This window comes from Acanthopleuribacter pedis (assembly GCF_017377855.1).
GTDB lineage: Bacteria > Acidobacteriota > Holophagae > Acanthopleuribacterales > Acanthopleuribacteraceae > Acanthopleuribacter > Acanthopleuribacter pedis.
On sequence record NZ_JAFREP010000048.1, the window covers coordinates 1 to 22,703 of the forward strand.

Genomic DNA, 22,703 nt, shown 5'->3' on the forward strand with positions numbered 1-22,703 from the left:
GGTTCCCATTCCGAACACCGTAGTTAAGTCCGATAGAGCCGATGATACTGGGGTTCGACCCTGGGAAAGTAGGTCACTGCCAGAGCCACACACTGAAGAGCCCGCGAAAGCGGGCTTTTCTTATTTCTGGATGTTTGTTGGTTCCCAGCGGGCGGGCTCGTTGACGATCTGGGAACAGGTAATGCATGTTGGTCGATCCGGCGTGTACCGGCCGTGGTTTTCCAAGAAATGAAATGCATGGCGGGGTGGTTGATCGGGCGTGTACCGGCCGTGGTTTTCCGATAAACGGAATGCCTGGCGGGGTGGTTGATCGGGCGTATACCGGCCGTGGTTTTCCGATAAACGGAATGCCTGGTGGGGTGAATCATCCGGCGTGTGCTAAACGTACACGCACACCGCCATGCGGGGCCCATGCTTTATTTGAACGTGAGGCGGCGCCGAACCTCTTCTCGCTGCCCTGGAGGGGCTAACTATGGCAGCCCGGGGTCAAGGAACGAAGTGACTGCAACCCTGGGTCGCTTCGATTAACCGGAAACCCAGTCCTGTAGGGACTGGCGGCGGAACCCTTTCCACCATCGGAACGCCCGTGGGGAAGCCCACGGAAAACCGTAACATTTGTTGGGTTCCTGATCGGAAAACCGAAACGCTCGCGTGCCAAGCCACGGAAAACCGAAACGCCCGCGTGGCAAGCCACGGAACACCGAAACGCCTGCACGGCAATCCACGGAAAACCGAAACGCTCGTTTGTTTTCTCGATGACATCGGCGTATCCCGAAAGGGCTTCGGGGCCGGCACTTTCAGCGCCTGCGTTTCGGGAACCGCGGAGACCCAGGGTCGGTCCCTTTTTCAAAGGGCCCGACCCTTCGCTGCCATAGTTAGTCCTTACAGGACAGCGGGTTGTGGTCCGCCTTCGGCGAACGTTTAAATCAACGGTGGGCCCGGCATGGCGGTGTGTTCGTCCCTTCAGGACGAACGGAACGAACGGGATCGCATTGGTCGGGATTCCATCGGTGGTTGCAACGACGCCCCCGGGGCCAACCGTGATGGGAGAACGAACAGGATCGCGATGGTCGGGACCACATCGGTGGTTGTAACGGCGACAAGGGTGCGAACCGCGATGCGGAAAACGAACCGGATCGCGTTTGTCGGGCATCCATCGGTGGTTGCAACGACGCCCCCGGGGCCAACCGTGATGCGAGGGATGAGCCGGTTCGCGATGGGCCGGCACCACAACCGAAATAGAAAAGCCCGCCTGACGCTTTGCGTCGGCGGGCTTTTCTATTCGTTGCGGAGCGATTGTGCTAAACCTTTGTGCCTCGTAGCTAGCGGGGGAGACGGTTCACCAAATCTTTTACCGTCGTATCCTTGCCCCAATCCGCAACATCCTGTTGGTAATTGATCTGGGCGACGCGGTCTAATAGCGCCGGCGTGGCTTGGGTGGTGGTCTCGAGCTGGGCCAGGACCGGTGCGGTTGGGGCTGCCTCTTCCGCGACGGGCTTGCTGTCGCGAATGTACGGGGTGATCGCCATGATCATGACCGCCGCGACACCGAGCACGTATTTCAGAGGGATCGGCTTGCGTTGCGGTTTTTCTTTGACCAGTTTGGTTTGGCCGATCTGCATCTCTTTTAATTTTTGGTCTAACTCGTTCAGCGCGCGAAAGTCCTGACTGCACTGCCGACAGGACAAAATATGTTCCCGCCAGTCTTTTAAATCGTTCTCTGCGCCCTGGTTTTTAAGCAGTTGGTTGAACTGGTCCAGATTTAAGTGCATTTAACGACCTCCTAAAACGGCAAGCTTCTTTTTGGTTCGCGATATCAAATTGCGAACTCTTCCTTCGCTGGTTCCCATCAGGACGCTAATCTCCTGATTGGAGAAACCTTTGAGGTAGGCCTGAATCATTTGGCGCTCTTCCGTTTTGAGTTGCGCCAGCAGGTTGTCCAACTGCATGCGTTTAAACGCATCCTGGTCGGCGCGCTCCTGCGCGTGATCGGCCAGTTCTTCTAGCTCCTCTTGATCCGCTTCCTGATCCAAGCTGCGAACGGCGTCCCACAAGGTGGTCTGAACCGTCCTGTATAGATAAGACTTGAAATTGACCACATTGTTCTCATTTTTTTTGAAATGAACCCAAAGTTTGGCCCAGATCTCTTGGGAGAGGTCCTCGGCATGGTCGCGGAGTCTGCCGCTGTAGTAGCGGTTGATCAAGGAAAAAACCAATTTGTGGTATTGCGCGACCTGTTGGGCAAACGCGGCCTGTTGGTCGTTGGTCGGATCGTCTGGTTGGTTCATGGTGGTACTTTTGAAACTAACGTTGCCGGGTCTGCCGGGCTGGAAACAGCCCACATTGTAGCGTCTTTAGCCGCTCGGGGGATGAAAAGGCGTGTACGGTCACCAACCAGACGGCACACGCCGAGACGCTAATAAACCTTGCGAATTGCCTCAATCGGTTTACGAGTTAGATCGGGAACCTGGGTTCCTTCTTTGGCGTAACCAACCGGCATCAACAGCACGGGAACCTCGTTTTTTGGGCGTTCCAAGATTTCGTTGAGGAAGGCCATGGGGTTCGGCGTATGGGTTAAGGTCTGTAAACCGGCATGATGCAGGGCGGCAATCAACATACCCGCGGCGATACCGACCGATTCGTTGACGTAGTAGTTCTTTTCGCGGCGGCCGTCGACAAAGCGGTAATTCTCCTTGAACACCACGATGATCGCGGGTGCGATATCGATGTACTCTTTGACCTCGTCTGTTCCGAAAATCGCCAAATCGTCTTTCCAGTCCTGGGGGAAACGCTGCTGGTAGTTGAGGGTTTCCTCGTGTTCGGCGGCCAGGCGAATTTTGTGTTTGATGTCGGGATCACGGACGACGGCGAAGAACCAAGGTTGTTTATGGGCGCCGGAGGGGGCGGTACTCGCGGTTTGAATGGCGAGGTCCAGTAAATCGTCGGAAACCTCGCGATCACTGAACTCGCGCACGCTACGCCGTTTGTCGGCATAGGCAAAATACTCGGTGGCACGCCGAAGCATTTCCTCCGGGGGAAAAGTCGGTGGCACATAGGTGATGGGGTTGTCTAAAGTTTTCATGGTGTGTCTCCTTTAAGTCGCCGCGAGGCTTGGGATGGGGGACCACCAGAATGACGAAGAAAGAAGGGGGCAAACAGAAGGTGCCCAAGAAAAAAGACGCAGAAAGCGCCAAATAATAAACGCTAGGTTATCACAGATGCCACGGCCTGTGGCCTCAAAGACGGTCTACCCGTTGGGGCGCTCCGGTCTGAGGACCTTTTTCTGTGATGCCTGGTACCTCGCCGCACGAAAAACCGTTTGAGTCACGTGCGCTCTTCCGGTTAGGCTTGCAAGCGTAAAGCGAAACCCGATCCCCTCTCTTGGCGTAATAATAGAGTCGGAATCCCTTTTAGGTCCTCTTCGTTTAAATCCCGCTGACCCATCTCGGGACGCGCGCCCTAAAAGTGCCGTTTTTCGGCAATCCGTACCATAACCTCGGGAGACCGATCTCCCACGGCGCCGCGGCCACTTTTGTTCCGGTGCCCCGTGCGGGAAAACCCGCGCCCCTTGTCGGAGGTAGACCCGTGCAGCTTTCTCAGCAACCCGCGAATCCCCTTGCCCGATTTTTGACCACATGCACGTATGCCGGCAGGTCTGTTTTGGTGTGGTCGCTCCTTGTCCTCGCTTGTGCGCCGCTCTTGGCGGGGCGTGAGGTACTGGTTGATAAAGTCTGGATCGCCGAGGAAGAGGGAGAGCCTTTTTCCGTAAAGCAGGTGGTGCAAGGGCCGCGTGGTTTCCTCTGGATCCTTACCGATGTGGGGCTTTTCCGCTATGACGGCTACGATTACTTGAAGATCAAAGCACGGCGGGGCGGGGGCGGACACCTCTTAAGCAACGATATTTCGGTCCTGTTCCGCGATTCACGGAAACGCATTTGGGTCGGCACCTCCGAAGGATTAAGCATTATTTCTGATCCGTTTGAACCCTTCCGCAACTTCGAATTCCAAGAAGGGCTCGATGAAGGCCTGCTCGACAACAATGTCAGCGCGATTAGCGAAGACAGCGAGGGTAATGTTTGGGTGGCGACCCGCGACGGTTTCAACCGTTACGACGAAGAAACCTTTTCTTTTGAACGTTTTGCGGTCCCCAATCTCGGCGAGAAAAAAGATACTTTAACCGAATCATTTGTCGTCGATGACGAAAACCAAATTTGGTTTGGTAATAAAATCGGGCTCTCCCGCTTCAATCCCCGCAGCCAAACCATCGCGACCCTCACGCCCGGGGCGCTGTTCGGCGTGGACGTTGCCGAGATTTCGGTTAAAAACCTCTTCCTCGACCAAAACCGACTTTGGGTTCTCTTCGAACGCGAGGTTGGCAGCGGCGCCGACATCGCGGGCCAAGTCGTTTACGACTTGGAAAAAGAAGCATTTATGTACCCCGAATGGGGTGGCGAGAATCCGCCGGACTTTGACCGTATCGCGGTGACCCGAATGATGCGAGACGCCGACGGCCGTTTGTGGTTAGGTACCCGCAAAAACGGGGCCTACCTCTACGATGGGAAACGCCGCCAATGGGAACATTTTGGCAACGTCGGCGGTAAATCGAACCAACTCTTCATGGGCTCGGTTCTGTGCCTGTATCAAGACTTAGGTGGGATCGTCTGGGTCGGTACCCAAACCGGCCTCAATAAGATCCTCGAAACGCAAAACAACTTCTTTCAGATTTTTGTCGGAAACTCAGAGGCATCCGAGGCGCCGCGCGATGTGCAGCGATTAACCGTTGATGCAAAGGGTGATCTGTGGGCCGCGGTGGATGATGTTTTGTACCGCCGTAAGGCGGGAAGCCGGGAATTTGAACGTTATACCGCGGATGATGACGACCCCACCGCCTTGCGTGAGGGGACCATTCTCAAAATCGTCTCCGATTCGCAAGGGGTGGTGTATGTTCTGAACAAATACGAGCTGCATCGTTTTGAGCGCGAGAAAAACCAGTTCGAACGGATGTTGGAAGGCGTGGGTGATCCCGATATAAAATCCTTCCTTGTGCAAAGCATCTTTGTCGACAAGAAAAACCGTTTATGGATGCCCGGCGGCGGCACAGATACGGATATCCGCATTGTGCGATTTGATCCCAAGTACGAAAAATTTAAGATCTTTTCTACCCAGAACCCCGACATCAATCTCCATCCGCAAAACCACTACACGGGGTATTGTGATCGCGAGGGAAGGGTTTGGCTGGGCGGTGATAAAGGTGTCCTAACCCGTTACATCGAGCGTAAGAACAAGTTCGTTCACTTCGAGCTGACCAAAGAGAAGGTTCGCGAGCGCAAGGAATTGCACGTTTACTCAATTACCAGTGACCCGTCCGGTAACTTATGGCTCTCCACCGGCTACTCCCTGTTTCGTTTTAATCCCGATAAGGAAAAATTTCGTCTTTTCGATTCTACGGACAGCATCCCCGACCGGGAAATCTATGCCGTGGTTGCCGACAAAACCGGTTACCTGTGGTTAACCCATGGGAAAGGCCTGACCCGGTACCTTCCCGAAACCCGCGAAGCGGTGAACTACAACATGCGGGACGGCGTTAACAACCGCTTCCACTGGGCTTCCTACGCCCATGACGCCAGAGGCATGATTTACTTCGGCGGCACCAACGGCATTACCATGTTTCATCCCAAAGAAATTCAGGCAAGTGATTACATTCCGCCGATCACCTTAACCTACGTCGATTCCTCTGAAGGCAAAATGTCGGTTCGTGCGCTGCAAGACGGCGGTACCCTCCGCCTTGCCTACGGCGAACTGTTTTTTAAGGTTGGGGTGGCCGCGATGGATTTTTCCCAGCCGCGCCGTAATTTGTACCGTTTCAAATTGGAGCCGCGCGACGAGGAATGGAGCTTACCCCAGACGAACAACGCGATTTCTGTGAAACACCTTTCGCCCGGTTTCTACAAGCTCCACATTGAGGGCTCTAACAGCAACGGTAGTTGGCGCCGCTTGGAACCGCCGATTCATGTGGAAATTGTTCCGCCCTTCTGGCGTTCGACCCCGGCCTTAATTTTCTACGCCGTCATGATTCCTTGTTTGTGGTACGGCAGCAACCGTTGGCGCTACCGTCACATGGCGCGTCGCTCCGCGGAACTGGAAAGCATGGTGGAAGAACGCACCGAAAGCCTGCGCCGCGAAAAACGCAAAACCGAGGAGCAGGCGCGTCAGTTAATGGAAATGGACAAACTGAAGACGCAGTTCTTTTCCAACATTTCTCACGAGTTTCGTACCCCACTGACCCTCATCCTTGGACCCCTGGAAAGCTTGCTCAACGCGGCGGGCGTACCCAGCCGAGAGCGTTTGAACCAACAGCACGAGATTATGTTGCGCAACGGCCGTCGTTTGCTTCGGTTGATTAACCAATTGCTGGATATCTCGCGGCTGGAAGCCGGCCGCATGAAAATGGCGGCCCGCAAGCTCAACATCACGGCCTTTGCCAAACCGATTTTGGCGGCTTTTGACAGCCTGGCGCGTACCCGCGAGATTAAGCTCAGTATCGAATCAACCGATCCCGATCTCGAGGTTTGGTTTGACGCGGAAAAAGTAGAAAAAATTCTGTTTAACCTTTTGGCCAACGCCTTTCAATTCACCGATAACGGCGGTTCGATCAGCCTGTCGCTTTCCGTTACCCGCGACAACCTGAACCGCGATGCGGTGCAGTTGTGTGTCACCGACACCGGTTGCGGCATTGACGAAAAACAGCGTGTCCACATTTTTGATCGTTTTCGCCAAGTCGACGGATCCCATACCCGCGAACGCGAGGGGACCGGTATTGGGCTCTCGCTGGTTAAAGAGCTGGTCGGCTTGCATCACGGCCAGGTATGGGTCGAATCGGAAATCGGCAAGGGCAGTTCCTTTTTTGTGGTGTTGCCGCTGGGGAAAAAACACTTTAAAGCGAAGGAACTGTGTCAAGAACACAGCGATCCCGATCAATTCGCCGCACCAGGCCAAGCCCAAATTGAAATCGCCCACTTGCGCGATGAGCAGGAAAAGGCGGGCGCCTTGCGTGACCGCGGCCTGGGCGAAACGGTGCTGGTCGTCGACGATCACCCCGACATTCGCGATTACATTCGCAACACCATGGAAACCGATTACCGTGTGATTGAGGCGGTCGACGGCCGTCACGGGCTGGAAATGGCGCGGCAGCACAAACCGGACCTCATTATTAGCGATGTCATGATGCCCGTGATGGACGGTTACGAGATGTGCCGCCAAATCAGACGGGACCGCGACCTCAACCACACCCCGATCATTATGCTGACCGCCAAGGCCAGCGACGAAATGAAGGTCGAGGGTTTGGAAATCGGCGCCAACGATTACATTTCAAAACCCTTTAACGCCCGTGAGTTGTGTGCCCGTGTTCGCAACCTGCTCAACATCCGCGAGCAGGAACGCAACATGAAACGTTCGTTGGAAATGGCGCACAAGGCGCAGGTGTGCATGTTGCCCGCCAAGGTGCCCAGCTTCGAGGGGCTCGAAATCGCGTCCTTCTCCCAGCCGGCCCGTGAGGTAGGCGGTGACTACTTTGATTTTGTGATGCGCGACGGCGGGCGTTTGGGTGTGGTGATTGGTGATGTATCCGGTAAGGGCATGCCCGCGGCGCTGTACATGACCATGACCAAAGGGTTGGTGCAAGCTTATTCCGCCGATACCGACTCGCCGAAGGAAGCGCTGAGCCACATTAACCGGCAGTTCCACCGCGCCTCGGCCGCCAACATCTTCCTCAGCCTGCAATACGCCATTTTTGACCCTGAGAAGGGTTCGATGTTGATGGCCAACGGCGGGCACAACCCGCCCATCCTTTACCGTCGCGAGCAGCAAACCACCGAGTTTGTCAAAAGTCGCGGCATGGCCATCGGCTTGGAGTCGGGCAATGTGTTTGACCGCGTGGTTGAAGAGAATACGATCACCGTGGCGCCCGGTGACATCCTGGTCTTTTACACCGACGGTATTGTCGAGGCCATGAACGAACAACACGAGGTTTTTGGTGAAAGCCGTTTGGCCGACTTAGTGCGGGCCAACCACGAGATGACGCCCAACGAGTTACTCGAGGTCGTCCGACGTGAATACGGTGGGTTCGTTGGGCACATGGACCAGTTTGACGATATGACCTTGGTGATTGTGCGCATCCCGCCGGCGCAGGCCGGCAGGACCGCGGCCTGAAGATTACCCAAGCGATCCCTGATCCCGCAGTTTACAGAACAGCGCAAAATCGATGCTTACCTGTTTGGCGTAACTTTCGGCAAATAAGCGCACTTCCTCCTGGAATGCCGCGCGGTTCTTGTGGGTCAGGTCGGTGACAGCCTCCTCAAAGATGTGGCTGATGCGTTGGCTGTCGTAATCGCCGTCGCCGCGCGCGTGGCCGCCCGCGAGAATCGTGCCCCAGTGGTGGGCCATGTCGTGAAAGTCTTTGCGTTTGTTGAGTTTTTCCAGCTTAAAACTCTTTTTGAACGGTGAGCGCTCGCGCACGGAAAAACTCCGTCCCAGAATCGTGATCGAACCCAGATGTTTGCCGGCGTCCATCAACATGGCTTTTTGGGCCTCGGCCACCCGTTGGCCCGACTTACTTTCGTCGTGAATCTCAAGCAAGCGGTCCCGTTCGGCCTGTTCCAAAAAGGGGAAAAAGGAGGGCAGTCCCTGCTGTTTGACGTCGAGAATCCGACAGGTATGAGGGTCGTTGTCCTCACCGCGAATGAGCACGTAATAGCGCGGCGTCCCGAGCGAGCCGACGCCGGCATGAATACGGAGCGCCGCGTCCTGAACCTTGAAATAGTCTTTATTCCCGCGTAGATCGGAGTCGAGATGATCCTTGTAGACCTTAATGGCCGTGCGCAGCAAGCGCAGGTCGTCGTTGGTGATGGGTTCCAGCAGTGGGTCGTCCAAATTAAAGCGCCGCTCGGTTCCTTCAACCAGGGTCCAATCTTCCAACATGGCTTGGCGCGAGTTGCGCGTGATGGCTTTGGTAAGGAATTTTTTGAGGGGGCCGCGGGCTTGGTCGATGGTGACCTTGTCCAGGTTTCGCCCTTCCTTGCCGCGGGCGATCTCGAGTTCGTTGAGGTATTCGTGGGTGAACTCGTCGATAAACGCCATGCGGTGTTTGCGTTTAAACGTATTGGCCTCGCTTTGTAAATACAGCGAACAAGCGCCGCGCCATACATCAAAGAGGTAGTGGGTGATCCACGATTCGTCGAAATCGTTGAGATCAAAAACCACATCGCCCTCGGCGTCGGCAAATGCACCAAAGTTGTTAATATGCAGATCGCCTTGGATCCAGGTGTTGGTGTTTTCACTGAGGAAGCGGCTGTTTGCGAGCAGGTCGGCCGCGGCCAAATCACGGTAAAAAAGATGGGCGGTGCCCCGATAAAAAGCGAACGGCGATAGGGACATACGGCGGTATTTTTCGCGACGGTCTTCCTCGCGCAGGCCGCCGTTGACACGGGCCAGCTCGACTTCGAGGATGTGCTTGCGCGCGCGACCGCGCTGTTTCCGCCATTGGGTATCGCCCGCGGAGCTGCTGTTCTTCAATTTCGGCCTCCTGGTTGGGATGAATGAGATGTGAGAATTCTGTGAGCATAACCCAAAGGGCGCCAACCGCGAAAGAGGGGGCCGCCCCCTCCTGGTAAAGCCGCGATTCAATTCAAGCGTTAAAAGCAGTGGGAAGAACCCCGGGTTCATCCATGCAAGCCTCTTTCGGTAGCTTCGTTTTAGTGCTAAGCTGTTTCCCGTTCATCCCGGATAATTTTTTTATACTGTATTGCACCGGTCTCGAGCGCCGGCTGCTGTGGAGTCGTGTTTATGGACGTAGGGAGTTTTACTAAATTGAACATCAACCCCGTACTCATGAACTGTGTTGTCGACGGAACCATCGCCGGTTTGGCGATGACCGGTATTAAACCGGAGGGGGTCGGTGTGTCTCGTTTCACCACCGCCGCCAAAGCGTTGTCCGTCATCGTGGGTTTACACGGAACCCGTAACGGCAACATGACCCTTAACCTCAGTGAGCGGACCGCCATGTTCCTGGCGGGCGAGTTGCTCGGCACCAAATTCGATGAAATGAACGAGGAAACCATCGACGCCATTTGCGAAATCGGCAACATGGTGGCAGGTAAGTTCCACACTCTGCTGCACAGCACACCCTGGCGGTTCGACGGCATTTCGCTGCCCGCTTTTATCTTCGGTGCGAACTACAACATGTACCACCTGAAAAACATTGTGACCGTGTCGGTGACCTTTGAGATTAAAGAAGTATCCGTGGTTCATATGGCCGACAAGTTTTTTACCTCGAGTATTTCTTTGCTGGGATCGGCACCTTCCGCGCGTCGTCGTTAAGGTGCCTAAGTCTATGGTTTTAAAGCGAGAACGGGCGCTAGTGCCAGGGTTCGTCTCAAAGAAAAAACAAAGAAATGACTGGTTGATGGAATGGTTTTTGGTCCTCGACTGTACCTCTATCTGACAAAAACAAACCTTTTGGAGGGTGTTTCCATGAACCTACTGTCATCAAAAAATGCGGCCGCTAAAACCTTTTTTTCCACTTTGGCCGTCTTGTTTTTTTCCGGTGCTTTGTTGGCTGTCGAACCGGTTAATCAGACCTTTTTCGGGGTCGCCATCAAAGGTTACGATCCCGTGGCGTACTTCACCGAATCCAAACCCGTCAAAGGCAGCAAAGAACACAAGCTTGAATGGAACGGTGCCACTTGGTATTTCGCCGGCGCGGAAAACAAAAGTGCCTTTGAGAAGGAGCCCGAAAAGTACGCGCCTCAATACGGTGGTTACTGCGCTTATGCGGTCAGCCAAAATGCCACCGCCGGCATTGACCCCGACGCTTGGAAGATTCTCGACGGCAAGCTCTATCTGAACTACAACGCCAAAATTCAGAAGAAATGGGAAAAAGACATTCCCGGTTACATCAAGCTGGCCGATGAACACTGGCCCGGTCTGTTGAAGAAATAAACCGCCACATAACCCATGAACACAAAGGGGATGTTACCTTCGGGTGATGTCCCCTTTCTCCTTTTGCGAGAAATTCTGCCTCGGCGCAGACAAGCCCGCGAAGCCGGCGTATAACTAACTTGGTATCTGGTGTGTTGGTGAATCCGTTTGATGGCCGACCTTATGCATGTCCGGTCCCGGTTTCCCAACAGAGGTGACCTAAAACGAGTGAGGATTCCGTGTACCAGCTTTACGATTACCCTACCTCCGGGAACGGCTACAAAGTCGCCCTGCTTCTGCACCAACTCGATTTGTCCTTTCGTTATCTTGAAACCGATATTTTGGCCGGGGAAGCGCAATCCCCCGCCTTTTTAGCCCGCAACCCCAACGGCAAGATCCCCGTGCTGATAACGCCGGAGGAGCGGGTACTGAGCGAATCCAACGCCATTCTGTTGTACTTGGCGGAGGGGACGCCGTTCCTACCCACGAGCCGGGAAGCGCGCTTCGAGGTGAACCAATGGTTGTTTTGGGAGCAATACAGCCACGAGCCCTACATCGCCACCTCGCGGTTTTGGTTGCATCACCCGCAAAGTGGATCCTTTCAAGACAAAATTGCCGAGCGCCGGCCAGGCGGATTAAAGGCCCTGGCGATGATGGAAAACCATTTGGCGAAAAACGATTTTATGGTCGGTGACGGTTACAGCGTGGCCGATATCGCCCTATACGCCTACACCCACAAGGCGGATGAAGGTGGGTTTGCCTTGGCGGATTATCCCGCCGTTTCCGCGTGGGTCGCCAGGGTCGCGGCCCAACCGCGCCATATCACCATCGAGGAAAAAACCAACTTTACCGGGACCTGATTCAACCGCCGCGGCCAGATCGACAGGTGTCGGCCCGGCCGCGGCATGTACTAGCCCGCATTTCTCACAAGGGTTCGTTGCGAGAAGCTGAAAGCCTTGTAAATACAAAGGTTATGGGCGAGCCGCGGCGCAGGGGGCCGACCATTCGCGGGGCCGACCATTCGCGGGGCCGACCATTCGCGGGGCCGACCATTCGCGGGGCCGACCATTCGGCGTAGCAGCTGAGGCGAAGCCGGCTCGACCGAGTAATGCGGCCGGCCACCCCGCGGAAGGCCGCCCCCTCGTAATCGCATGGGTTGCCCCGTAGCAGAATTCCTTGTGAGAAATGCGGGCTAGGATTGCGTCAAAAGCAGGGGGTTGTGAGCAACCTCCTGTTCTTTTTCAGCACTTACCTATATATTGCATGTCGGATCAACGCAAACTCTATCTTGTCAAAATTAAAAAGGCGGCGTTTTTATGACCAAGTTGTTGCAAGGTGCCCTTTTCACGTTGTTCGTATCCACGGTCTGGCTTTCCGGGCAAGAAGCGGTGGATCGTCAGACGGGCGACGTTCAAGCCGCCGACCCGATGCAAGCCGTGGTGCACCGGCCTAGCTACTTCGAATCTTTTTCACGAGAAAAAGGGACCGGTCCCACCTTTGAAGAGCAAGTGGTTGCTCTGGTGAATATCGAGCGGCTGAACAACGGTGGTTTGCCGCCGTTAAAACAAAACAGCCTGCTGGATCAAAGCAGCGAAACCCATAGTGAGAACATGGCCGTGCGTGACTTTTTCGCCCACTGTGACTTGGATACCCGTTCTTCAATGGGTGACCGGATGACCGCCGCCGGCTACGCGTGGAATTCGGCCGGGGAAAATATCGCGGCAGGCCAAACGACACCGGAAGCGGTGATGACGGCCTGGATGAACAGCTCGGGACACCGCGCCAATATTTTGCGAACGAGCTTCCAAGAAATCGGGGTGGGTTACTTTTTCCAGAGCGCCGACCAGAACAATGTGCGCTTTGACGATACCGGTGATTGTAACGCCAACCGCACCGGGGGCCCTTTTCGTCATTATTGGACGCAAAACTTTGGCCGAAGCGGCGCCATTTTTCCGCTGGTGATCAATCGCGAGGCTTATGTCACGGAAGTCCAAACCGTCGACCTTTACATCTACGGGCAGGGGACTTTTTCCGAAATGCGTTTCCGAAACAACAGCGGCGCCTTCTCCGAATGGGAACCCTTTGCAACCGAAAAAACCTGGAACCTCGATTTCGGGAACGGCATGCACAGGGTCACGGTCGAACTGCGCCGGCCAGGTGGCGCCACGCAGCAGGCTTCCGACACCATCGTTTTGGAACTGCCCTGCGTGACCGAGGCCTTTTGGTACCAGCAGGTAGAAGATTGGCAAATTTCCAACAACCTAACCGTGCTTGATTTTATTGCCATGAGGGATAATTTCTGTAGCCCTTGATATGACCCCTTGGGCCGTTGATCGGCGCTGTACATCGTTTTAACGAGGACTTTCATTCTCTTTGACGCGGTTGGCAAGCTGATCGTAAAATCCTCGCGCCCGCCGGTTGCCTGCCTGGGTCTTTCGCGCTAACTTTAGAGAGACAGGTGTAACACGTGGCGCAGAGAGGACGAGTGTTGGATAACCAACCCCCCGACGACGGCTTGGCGCGTCCGCCCAAGAAAAGTCGTGAAGAAGCTTTGAAAGAATTGTCGCGGTTGGTTCGAGCCGCCGGCGCTGATCACCTAGAGCCGTTTTTGGATTCACTCAGTGTCCCTACCGGTGAACCGGATCCCAGTTTGGGCGGGGCCTTTGTCGAGGTGAAAATCGGCGCGCAAGTCGGTAACTACCGCATTGAGTCCTCCATCGGCCAAGGTGGCATGGGCGTGGTGTATCTCGGCGCCAAAATTGGCAGCGAGAACCTCAAAGTGGCGCTCAAGGTGTTGACCTACACCCAGCCCGGCTACAAAGATCTCTTTCTCAAAGAATGCGCGATCCTGGCGACACTGAAACACCCCAACATCGCGCAGCTCATCGACACCGGTTTTCTGCCCGACGGCCGGCCTTGGCTGGCCATGGAATACGTCGACGGTTTGCGTCTGGACGACTATCTCGCCCAACAAGACCACCCCATTGATGATCGTTTGGAACTTTTTATCAAGATCTGCGACGGCCTCAGCCACGCCCACCAACGCATGGTGATTCACCGCGACATCAAACCCAAAAATATTTTGGTAACCGAGGACGGTTTTCCCAAAATCCTCGATTTCGGCATTGCCGTGATTCTCAAACCCGACGCGGAACAAGCGAGCACCGTCACCCAACTCGCCGAACAAATGATGACCCCGGAATACGCTTCACCCGAGCAGGTCAACGGGCTTCGGCTCGGGGCCGCCTCCGACGTCTACAGCATGGGCATCATGCTTTACGAAATGCTGACCGGTGTAAAGCCTTATCAGTTCGGCAGCTCGGGCATCAGTGAAATCCTGCGCGTTGTCAACCACACCACCATCACCAAACCCAGTTCCGTGCGCATCGAGGGCCATTCGCTGTCGGTTGCAAGCACGCTACGGGGCGACCTCGATACCATCGTGCTCAAAGCGCTCGAACGCGATCCCGAACGGCGTTATCCCAGTATGGAATCCTTTGCTGCCGATATTCGCTTTTACATGGAAGGTTTGCCGGTTCAGGCGCGACCCGCGACCGCCATGTACCGCTTGCAAAAGCTGGTGCAACGCCATCCTTGGCCGATTGCCATGGGCGTCGGCACCCTGGTCTTTTTGTTACTTTTCGCGGTTTTTGCCCAGTACCAGGCCGCGTTGGTTGCCGCCGAGCGGGATGTCGCCAAACGCGAGCAGCGTACCGCCGAGCAGGTGACCCAGTTTTTGGTGGGCATGTTTGAGCAGGTCGACCCGGACCTCGCCCAAACGCAAGAAGTCACCGCTTATCAAATCATGGAGCAAGGACGGGGCATGGTTGATCAATCGCTGAACGATCAGCCCGAGGTTCAGATTCAGTTACAGGCTTCCATGGGCCAGGTTTACCGCGCCTTGGGTGATTACCAAGTGTCGCGCGCTTTGCTGGAAGAGGCGCTGCGCAAGATTGAAGATCCAAGCGCCGCCGTGGTGCAAAAGTTGGAACTGGTCGATACCATCATGCTTGCCGGCGATTATGAGGACGCGCAACGTCTTTTGGCCGCGCTGATTCACGAGCCCATCGAACACAAGAACAGCGTGGCACGGGCGCGAATTGACCATCTTAACGGCAAGCTTTTGTTTCTGACGGGCCGCTTCAAAGAAGCTTCCGAGGCTTTTCAGCGTGCCCAAATTCAGCGCGGTGTTTTGCCTGTTTCCGATCAAATCGGGCTCGACGAGGACCAAATCGCTTTGTATGCCGCTTGGGGATTTCCCGAGCGCGCCGTCGCCTTGCAAAATACCTTGTTGGAAAACCTGCATGGGCTCTATGGCGAAACCCATTCCGCCATCGCCCGCGGCTTGGCGCGTTTGGGTGAATTGTACTTTGAAAAAGGTGACTTCGACGAGGCCGGCAACTATTACGACCGCGCCGAGGCCGTTTACGGCAAGTTGTATAGCGACGAACACCCCGCCTGGGTTGACTGCCGTTTGCGGCGCGCGCGGTTGCTGGAAAAACGAGCGCGCTTCGATGCTGCCGAGGCCCAGCTCACCTCGGCTCTGGCGCTCGCAGAGAAACACCTGGGCCCGAACCACCCCAAGGTGGTTTCCGTCAATCTAGAACTCAGCCGATTTTATTTGCATCAGGGTTTGTTTGAGGCTTCGGAGAAACATTGGCAGGCGGCGCGAGACGTCGCGGAGAAGGAACTTGTCGAAACCCATCCCGAACGGTCGGCGGTGGTTTTGCAACGCGCGCGGTTCCTGCGGCGCCTGGGCCGTCTGGACGAGGCCCTGGCCATGAACCAAGAGGTGGTCAAACAGCGGTTTGCGCAGTACGGCGAAGCCCACCCCAAGTCCATTAGCGCCCTGCGAAACTTGGCCGCATCCTATCTGGACATGAACGACAACCAAGCCGCCCATCGCCATGCTTCAAAGGCGCTTTCTTTGGCTGAAGAAGTTTTGGGCCACGAACACCCCGATACCGTGAGCTTGATGAGCAGTGTCGCCACGACCTTGTTCCAGTTGAACCGCATTGATGAGGCCCGCATTCTCCAGGAAGACCAGTTGGCCTTAAACGAGAAAATTTATGGGCCCAACCACCCCAAAATGGCGATGGCGCTACGGGGTTGGGCGCGATTTTTGGAAATGACCGTTTCGCCCAAGGCAGCCGTTGCCCCCCTGGAACGGGCCGTGGCGATTGAAGACAAGGCGTATCACAAACCCCACCCGCAAGCGGCCATTACCCTGGAAGCGCTGGCAAAGGCCTATGCCGCCGTGGATGAAGACGAAAAAGCGATGGCCGCGATGGAGCGGTCGGTTGCCATTGGTTCCGGTTTTTACGGCGCGGATCATCCCCAAACGGCGATGATGTTTGAATCACTCGCAACCCTTTACTTCTCCAAGGATGACTTTGAAAACGCGCTCAAGAGCCATAAGAAATCGCTGGCGATCAATTTAAAAGTGTACGGCGAAGAACACGGCAGCGTTGCTCGCAATTACCATAACATTGCGACCAATACGAGTGGGGCCGGCGACAGGCCGAGCGGCTTAAAGTACATGAAAAAGGCATTGGAAATTCGCCGCAAAGTGTTTGGCGAAGATCATTTCGAGGTTGCGATTAGCCTCGAAGGGGTCGGCCAAATCCTAAGCCAAATGGGGCGTCTTCAGGAAGCGCTGCCCTACCTGGAAGAGGCCTACCGCAAGGAGCGCAAAGGTTTGGGTGACGACCACCCGGAGCTGGCCTACAGCATGACCTCCTTGGGTTCCTTGTACCGCAAGATGAACCAGTACGAGAAAGCGCGCCCCTTGTTGGTTCGCGCCGCCAAGCTGCGTGAGGAAAAGCTGGGCGAGGGCCACCGCTTGACCATGAGCAGCCTGGTGCGCATGGGTCAATTCCACTTTGAGGCCGGCGAACTAGAAGTGGCGATTCCCTTTTTGGATCGTGTGATTGATCTATACGCCAAATACCAGCGTCCTTCGCATGATCGCGCGATTGAGGCACGTCGCCATTTGGCAGGTGTGCATTTCGCGCTCCGTGATTACGATGCTGCCGAACGGGTCATTGAAGAAGCGCTCCAATTGACGGAGGAACGCGATGACGATATCGCCAAAATTCTGGTGTTGCGCGGCAAGATCGCGGAGATCCGGGGTTTCCCCCGCAAAGCGATTGCGGACTGGCAAGAGGCGCTGACCGTTTACGAGGGCCGGCGCGGTTCACCGGGCGCCGATCTTCCCGACGTGTTGGACCTGATCGGCAACCTCTTGCAACGCCTGGGTGACACCGAAGAAAGCCGCGCTTACCTTCAGCGTTCCGCGGAAATCCGCGCCCAAAACTAACGGGAAGACACCCGCGAGGTGGATCACGAATGGACCGAAAAAACGCTTGAATGTGTGTTTGCGAATTCCACCGGAAGCCGGGTTCGGTACAAGGCTGAGATGACGGGCACGACTTTGGTGGTGCCACGGATTCATAGTTTGGGGAGAACCTTGAGTTAGGAGGCCGGCGAGCCGAGGAGGAGTCCAAGGCTCGCCTAGTCCTAAGACTAGGTTACTAGGATTTGGAGAATGGTTTGGTCAGCGAAGGTAGCGACCTTGTTGTTCCGGTTCAAAGGTCTGCTTAGCTGGACCTTCGCCGAAAAGGGTTTAGGAGACCAAAAGCAAATGTAATATCACTCATATATTAAATTTCAGGCTATTTCTTCTCATTCTTTTGCCTATAATGTGGGCATTATGGAACGGCAAGACTATCACATCCCGCCAGCCGAATATTTGTGTGTTGTTGCGCCACGAACGCCGCTTGCTCTTTATCTTGAAGAAGCAAGGAAGCTTCTTTTGCACTACCCTGGCATTCTTGAGCTTATCCGTGCTGACCTTGACGCGCAGCTGAAGTTGATCCTTAAAGAAGATAAAGATGATTTTCGGCAACAAGTCGTTGAATCGACGGCGGTTAACGCTCATGCTGCATGGTCCAAGGATTCAGCCCTCATCTCCGGCTTCATCGAGCGAATCTGGCGACCTGGTCAAAAACTAAACCAGGTCGGCGTTGGAAACATGGCTGTTTCTGGTATTGAGGAAAGGCTTAGTGACCTGAAAAAACTGGATTTCGAGATCTCAAACGCCCGGGGCCGGAACGGCGCAAAAGAACACCGTAGAGCGCTTTACCAGGAAGTCATTGACCTTGCCGAGTATACCAGCCAAGACATGAGCGAAGAGTTAAAACGCATAAAGAAAGAAGCTGGCAGGAAGTCGATAAAATCAAGCCTCTTAGCGAAACTAGAGCGGTTAATTCAGTGGCTGAAAAAATTGGTAAACCTGGGACAGATGGTTCGCTGTGGTTTGGACAGGGTAAGGGCTGAAATCACGGAGAAGATTCTCGCGTTTAACTTTTTAAGGGCTTGCCGCCTCTAGGAAAACTGAGCAGATACCTTTTCGGCTAAGGTCTCGCTGGAGATATTTGGAGAACTCATGTTTGACCACGTCGTATTCGGAGTCAGCGATTATGCTGCGAGCAAAGAATTCTTCCTTAAGGCACTTGAGCCAATCGGAATCGCCATAATCTCGGAAGGGCCGCTCGGAGTCGAACTCAGCGCGGACGGCAAGTCTTCACTATGTCTCAGAAGAGCCGGGGAAAAACCAGGACATCTCCATCTAGCGTTCACAGCCGAGAATCGGGAACAAGTCCAAGCCTTTTATCGCGCGGCGTTGGAGGCAGGCGGCAAAGACAATGGAGCGCCCGGACTGCGTCCGAACTACACTGGACAATATTATGCGGCCTTCGTCCTTGGCCCGGACGGGCACAATATCGAGGTCGTTTGCCACGAATCTGAGGTCTAACAGTTCGCCGCGGTTGACCGTCGTCCCGCCACGCGGGCCTACCCGAGCCAGCCTGTCCGGGGTTCACTGGTTTCGAAGACCGACGCTGACCGTGCCTCCGTCACTGGTTCGCTTACCTCCAAGGCAACTGGTCAAAATGATTTGACCATGTCGATCTGATCTTGTTGTCTGTCGGCGCCATTCCTCAAGAAATCTAAACTGGCCGGCCGGCGGCCATATAGGAATCCACTTCCCCAATTTCTATGTAATAGTTGGAGGACTCCAGGAAGGTCGATGCCGACAATCAGGTAGCCCCAAAGAAAGAGTTGGGAACGTTTCCCAGTTGGTGCTCTGGTAAGTCCCAAATCTAAATTCGGCAGCCTCGTTTCCACTGCAAGAATTGCTTTTGAAAAGGCTATGTAAGGAATAAGAGCGGAAGAGGGACCATGCAAGAAAAAAGAACACATTACCCCCTCCCCCTCTATAAATCAGTTAAACTTCTGTGAGAGCTGAAAAAAAAGGAATAATTTAGTGTATTTAAAAGTTGATAAATTAAAAATTAGCCTCTTACAATTTGGACAGCTTTTTTTGGCTGACGCCTCAGAGGAATCACTTGATTATGGTTATGAAAACGTTTACGAATGGATGTATGTAGATATCCCTGGATATGATTTTAGCTTGAATATCTCGCGAGAACATGGAGTGGCTGACCTTGATGATGCGGTGCTTGATGAATACGAAGGTAACGAGGCAGCGTTAAATGAAATTCTTGATCCTGGACCCATTTACATAATTGGATGGGACCGTGTTAATGATTGCTTAATAGATGACCTTTCTAATCTTTTGATATTTAAAATTCATGAAATTTCAAACTCAAATATGACGGTTTATCCGGGACGAATCAATATAGACCAACCTGGCCCTGAACCACTGTTTCATATTAAGAAAAAAGAAATTTAACAATGAAGCATTGTGGATATCTGCCCATTCCCAACTTTTTTCCAAAGCTTGGTTTAATTGAATAGTTCTTAAAGAAGAGATAAGGTCTTTGCAGTTATCAACTTGCAAAGTCATGATGGAATTCGATATTTCTTTTGACGGAGGTCGTCATCAATTCTCGATGCGAAAATCGAAAAAATGGTCTTCAATAATCAAGAAGCTTATCGCTCTTTCGAGTAAAGATTGCCCCTATAATTGATCGGAAGACAGCAGCAAAAACCCACAAAGAGTTTTTGAATACAACACACCCATGCTGACTTCGAGCTGGACCTTCGCCGAAAAGGGCTTAGGAGACCAAAAGCAAAAGCCATATCACTCATGATACCGTTCGAATGATCCTGTGTTCTGCTCAAAGGTGGCCAGGTAGGTGTCGGTGGTGGTGAAGATCCGGCCGTCAAATCCATGGCGTTGGTCCAACTCGGGCGCCGCCATGGCGCGCAAGGTTTCGGTGCATTCCTTCGTTTGCCAACAGAATCATCTCCCTGGCAGCATCCTTGGCCGACAAGGCGCCATGCTGGGTTCGTCGTTTTCGCCATGGGTATGGGTCTACCCGGCGGAACGTTGGCCCAAAAACAAAAAACCCGCGCCGAGACGCGGGTCTTTTAGGTTATTTGCGTTTGGTTGGGGTTTAGGGTACCAAGGAAGGGTTTTTCTCCTTGAGGGGGCGGGTGCCGGGTGAGACGCCCGCGATGCCTTCGTTGGTCAGCCAAATGAAGTCGCGCAAAACAAACAGGCCTTCTTCCAGGATGTAGTCGGGGACTTCGACCTTGTCCTCTTTTTTATCCTTTTTCGCGACCTTGCTTGCGTCCTCGCCCTCGGGTTTCTCAGCCGCCTCGGCGTCGTCTTTTTTGGGTTTTTTGGCGACGACTTCTTCTTCATCAGGCACCACTTGATCGTTCTCAAGCACGAACTTGCCTTCGATTTTGATCAGGCTCTTGCGTTGTTTGCGCGCCTCGTTGCGGTTGTCGTCGATTTTTTCCAAACGCTCGCGCTCTGCTTTGCGCTCGCTCAACTTCAGGGACAGGGTGTTGCGGTCGCGCTGCGCTTGGCGATACGCCTGGTCTTCTTTTAGATAACCGAACTCCGGTTCTTTGGCGATGCGTTTGGCCGAGTTGGCGCGTAAGGTTGGCTCCAACGCGGTAACCATACGGAAGTTGGTGTAGTCGGCCGGCTTGATTTCGTCCCAGGCCAATGCGTGCTCCAGGTTCTCCTCGCCCACTTCCAGATCGTCGTAGGGGGAGGGCAAAATCACGTCGGGCACCACACCTTTGAATTGGGTGGAACCGCCGGAGATGCGGTAGAACTTCAGCGTGGTCATTTTCAAAGCGCCGGCGACGTCCTCGGTGAAGGCGCGGCGCATTTGTTTGTTCAGCGGTGTTTGCAGTGAGAATACGTTTTGAACGGTGCCTTTGCCGTGGGTTGATTTGGAACCGATCACCAGACCGCGGTCGTAGTCCTGGATGGCGCCCGCCAAGATTTCGGAGGCCGATGCACTGAACACGCTGGTCAATACCGCCAGCGGGCCGCGGTACACGATGTTCTCGTCGGGATCGCTGTTGACGCGGATGCGGCCGTTGAGATCTTTGATCTGAACCACCGGACCCTCTTCAATAAAGAGACCGGTTAATTCGATGGCCTCGTCCAAGGCACCACCGCCGTTTTGGCGCAAATCAAGCACCAAGCCGTCGATTTTTTCCGCCTCCAGTTTGCGGATCAAGCGACGTACGTCGCGGGTGGTTGACTTGTAGTTGGGATCGCCCGCGATCTTCGCTTGGGTGTCCATGTAGAAACTGGGGATTTCAATCACGCCCACGCGCATCGACTGGTTGTTGGGGCCTTCGATTTCGCGAATCTCGGCACGGGCGTCCATGGCGGTAATTTTTACCTTGTCGCGTACCAGGATCACTTCTTTGGTTTCGGAATAATCGGCCGCATCGGCGGGAATCATGTTCAGGCGGACCGTGGTGCCCTTGGGACCGCGGATTTTTTGAACCACCTTGTCCAGGCGCAGGTCGACGATGTCTTCCCATTCGCCGTCCATGCCTTGGGCGACGGCCACGATTTTGTCTTCTTGATCAACCTGACCGCTTTCAAAAGCGGGGCCGCCTTTCATCAGCGCTTGGATCACGGTGTAACCGCCCTCGGAACGCAAGGTGGCGCCGATGCCTTCCAAGGAGTGACCCATTTCGATGTCGAAGTTCTCTTTGGTAATGGGTTTCAGGTAGGAGGAGTGAGGGTCAAAGCTACGGCAAACCGAGGCCAAAAAGGTTTCCAGCACGTCGGTGGCGTCGACATCGCTGTTGTTGCGCTTCAGGCGCGCGTAGCGCTTGCGCAGGATGTCCATCATTTCGTCTTTGGGCGTGCCTTGCAGGCTGAAACGCAGCATTTCCGCCTTGAGGCGCAGGCGCCAGAGCGCGTTGAGTTCGGCCTCGGTTTTGGCGTAATCCGCCTTGCTGCGGTCCGGTTGGTACATTTCGTCCTTTTCAAGATCGAAATCTTCTTCCAACAGTTTCAGGATCACGTCGGCACGTTGGTCGACGCGGTTGCGCAGCCGGTTGTACATGGTGTAGGCCTTGGAGAGGTTGGCCGGGATAACGCGCAGGTAGTCGTCGAACTCACTGTCCCAAGCGCTGAACTCTTGAATGTCCGACTCGAGGAAAAAGAGGCGGTTGTAGTCCAGGGTCTCCAGATATTCTTTAAAAATACGTTTCGAGGTCTCGTTGTTGAGGTCCAAACCGCTGTAGTGGTAAATACTTAGGTAGTTTGAGACCAGCGAAGCCACGTAGGGTTGGTATTCGACGGGTTTAAGATGTTGCGGTGGTTGAATGTCCTTGTCCGCGAGCAGCGAACTTGGGACGATCAAACACAGCAACAAGAGAACAATTATTTTGCGATAGACCATGGGACCCCCAGTGCTTCGAGACTTCTTATGATT

At 54.4% G+C, this 22,703-nt stretch carries 14 protein-coding genes and 1 rRNA gene; 10 read left to right on the forward strand and 5 right to left on the reverse strand.

Annotation, left to right across the window (positions count from 1 at the left end):
- A 5S ribosomal RNA gene (gene rrf / locus J3U88_RS31530) occupies nucleotides 1–85 on the forward strand; the annotation flags it as partial.
- Nucleotides 86–1,322: 1,237 nt separating this feature from the next.
- On the opposite strand, the gene J3U88_RS31535 is transcribed toward rrf, so the two are convergent.
- The 3 genes from J3U88_RS31535 to J3U88_RS31545 all read right to left on the reverse strand — a co-directional run bounded on the left by J3U88_RS31535 (nucleotide 1,323) and on the right by J3U88_RS31545 (nucleotide 3,082).
- Complete coding sequence (locus J3U88_RS31535; protein ID WP_207863010.1) at nucleotides 1,323–1,772, reverse strand: hypothetical protein; 450 nt, start codon at nucleotides 1,770–1,772, stop codon at nucleotides 1,323–1,325.
- Nucleotides 1,773–2,288: an RNA polymerase sigma factor gene (locus tag J3U88_RS31540; protein ID WP_207863011.1), complete on the reverse strand. Its 516-nt coding sequence runs from the start codon at nucleotides 2,286–2,288 to the stop codon at nucleotides 1,773–1,775.
- Nucleotides 2,289–2,416: 128 nt separating this feature from the next.
- Nucleotides 2,417–3,082: a nitroreductase family protein gene (locus J3U88_RS31545; RefSeq protein WP_207863012.1), complete on the reverse strand. Its 666-nt coding sequence runs from the start codon at nucleotides 3,080–3,082 to the stop codon at nucleotides 2,417–2,419.
- A 581-nt stretch (nucleotides 3,083–3,663) separates the two neighbouring features.
- Between J3U88_RS31545 and J3U88_RS31550 the strand changes: the two genes are divergently transcribed.
- Nucleotides 3,664–8,208: a SpoIIE family protein phosphatase gene (locus J3U88_RS31550; RefSeq protein ID WP_341535206.1), complete on the forward strand. Its 4,545-nt coding sequence runs from the start codon at nucleotides 3,664–3,666 to the stop codon at nucleotides 8,206–8,208.
- A gap of 3 nt (nucleotides 8,209–8,211) precedes the next feature.
- On the opposite strand, the gene J3U88_RS31555 is transcribed toward J3U88_RS31550, so the two are convergent.
- Entirely contained in the window at nucleotides 8,212–9,570 is a 1,359-nt protein-coding gene (locus J3U88_RS31555) for a DUF2252 domain-containing protein (protein WP_207863014.1), read from the reverse strand.
- A gap of 270 nt (nucleotides 9,571–9,840) precedes the next feature.
- Here J3U88_RS31555 and J3U88_RS31560 point away from each other — a divergent pair, with 270 nt between their 5' ends.
- The 8 genes from J3U88_RS31560 (at nucleotide 9,841) to J3U88_RS31595 (ending at nucleotide 19,729) form a co-directional block, all read left to right on the forward strand.
- On the forward strand, nucleotides 9,841–10,374 hold the full coding sequence (locus J3U88_RS31560) for a chemotaxis protein CheX (RefSeq protein WP_207863015.1): 534 nt from the start codon (nucleotides 9,841–9,843) through the stop codon (nucleotides 10,372–10,374).
- 153 nt (nucleotides 10,375–10,527) lie between these two features.
- A complete protein-coding gene (locus J3U88_RS31565; RefSeq protein ID WP_207863016.1) occupies nucleotides 10,528–10,995 on the forward strand; it encodes a YHS domain-containing (seleno)protein in 468 nt (155 codons plus the stop codon).
- A 218-nt stretch (nucleotides 10,996–11,213) separates the two neighbouring features.
- Entirely contained in the window at nucleotides 11,214–11,834 is a 621-nt protein-coding gene (locus tag J3U88_RS35155; protein WP_207863017.1) for a glutathione S-transferase N-terminal domain-containing protein, read from the forward strand.
- 456 nt (nucleotides 11,835–12,290) lie between these two features.
- Nucleotides 12,291–13,286: a CAP domain-containing protein gene (locus J3U88_RS31575; protein ID WP_207863018.1), complete on the forward strand. Its 996-nt coding sequence runs from the start codon at nucleotides 12,291–12,293 to the stop codon at nucleotides 13,284–13,286.
- Between the two features lie 176 nt (nucleotides 13,287–13,462).
- A complete protein-coding gene (locus J3U88_RS31580) occupies nucleotides 13,463–17,293 on the forward strand; it encodes a serine/threonine-protein kinase (protein WP_207863019.1) in 3,831 nt (1,276 codons plus the stop codon).
- A 393-nt stretch (nucleotides 17,294–17,686) separates the two neighbouring features.
- Nucleotides 17,687–18,364 carry a hypothetical protein gene (locus tag J3U88_RS31585; protein WP_207863020.1) on the forward strand — a complete coding sequence of 226 codons (678 nt, stop codon included), beginning with the start codon at nucleotides 17,687–17,689 and terminating at the stop codon, nucleotides 18,362–18,364.
- A 57-nt stretch (nucleotides 18,365–18,421) separates the two neighbouring features.
- Entirely contained in the window at nucleotides 18,422–18,790 is a 369-nt protein-coding gene (locus J3U88_RS31590; RefSeq protein WP_207863021.1) for a VOC family protein, read from the forward strand.
- A gap of 510 nt (nucleotides 18,791–19,300) precedes the next feature.
- A complete protein-coding gene (locus J3U88_RS31595; protein WP_207863022.1) occupies nucleotides 19,301–19,729 on the forward strand; it encodes a hypothetical protein in 429 nt (142 codons plus the stop codon).
- A 667-nt stretch (nucleotides 19,730–20,396) separates the two neighbouring features.
- Here the strand turns inward: J3U88_RS31595 and J3U88_RS31600 are convergent.
- The gene (locus J3U88_RS31600) at nucleotides 20,397–22,670 is read right to left on the reverse strand and encodes a carboxy terminal-processing peptidase (protein WP_207863023.1); all 2,274 of its coding nucleotides are present in this window, start codon (nucleotides 22,668–22,670) and stop codon (nucleotides 20,397–20,399) included.
- Nucleotides 22,671–22,703: the final 33 nt, after the last annotated feature.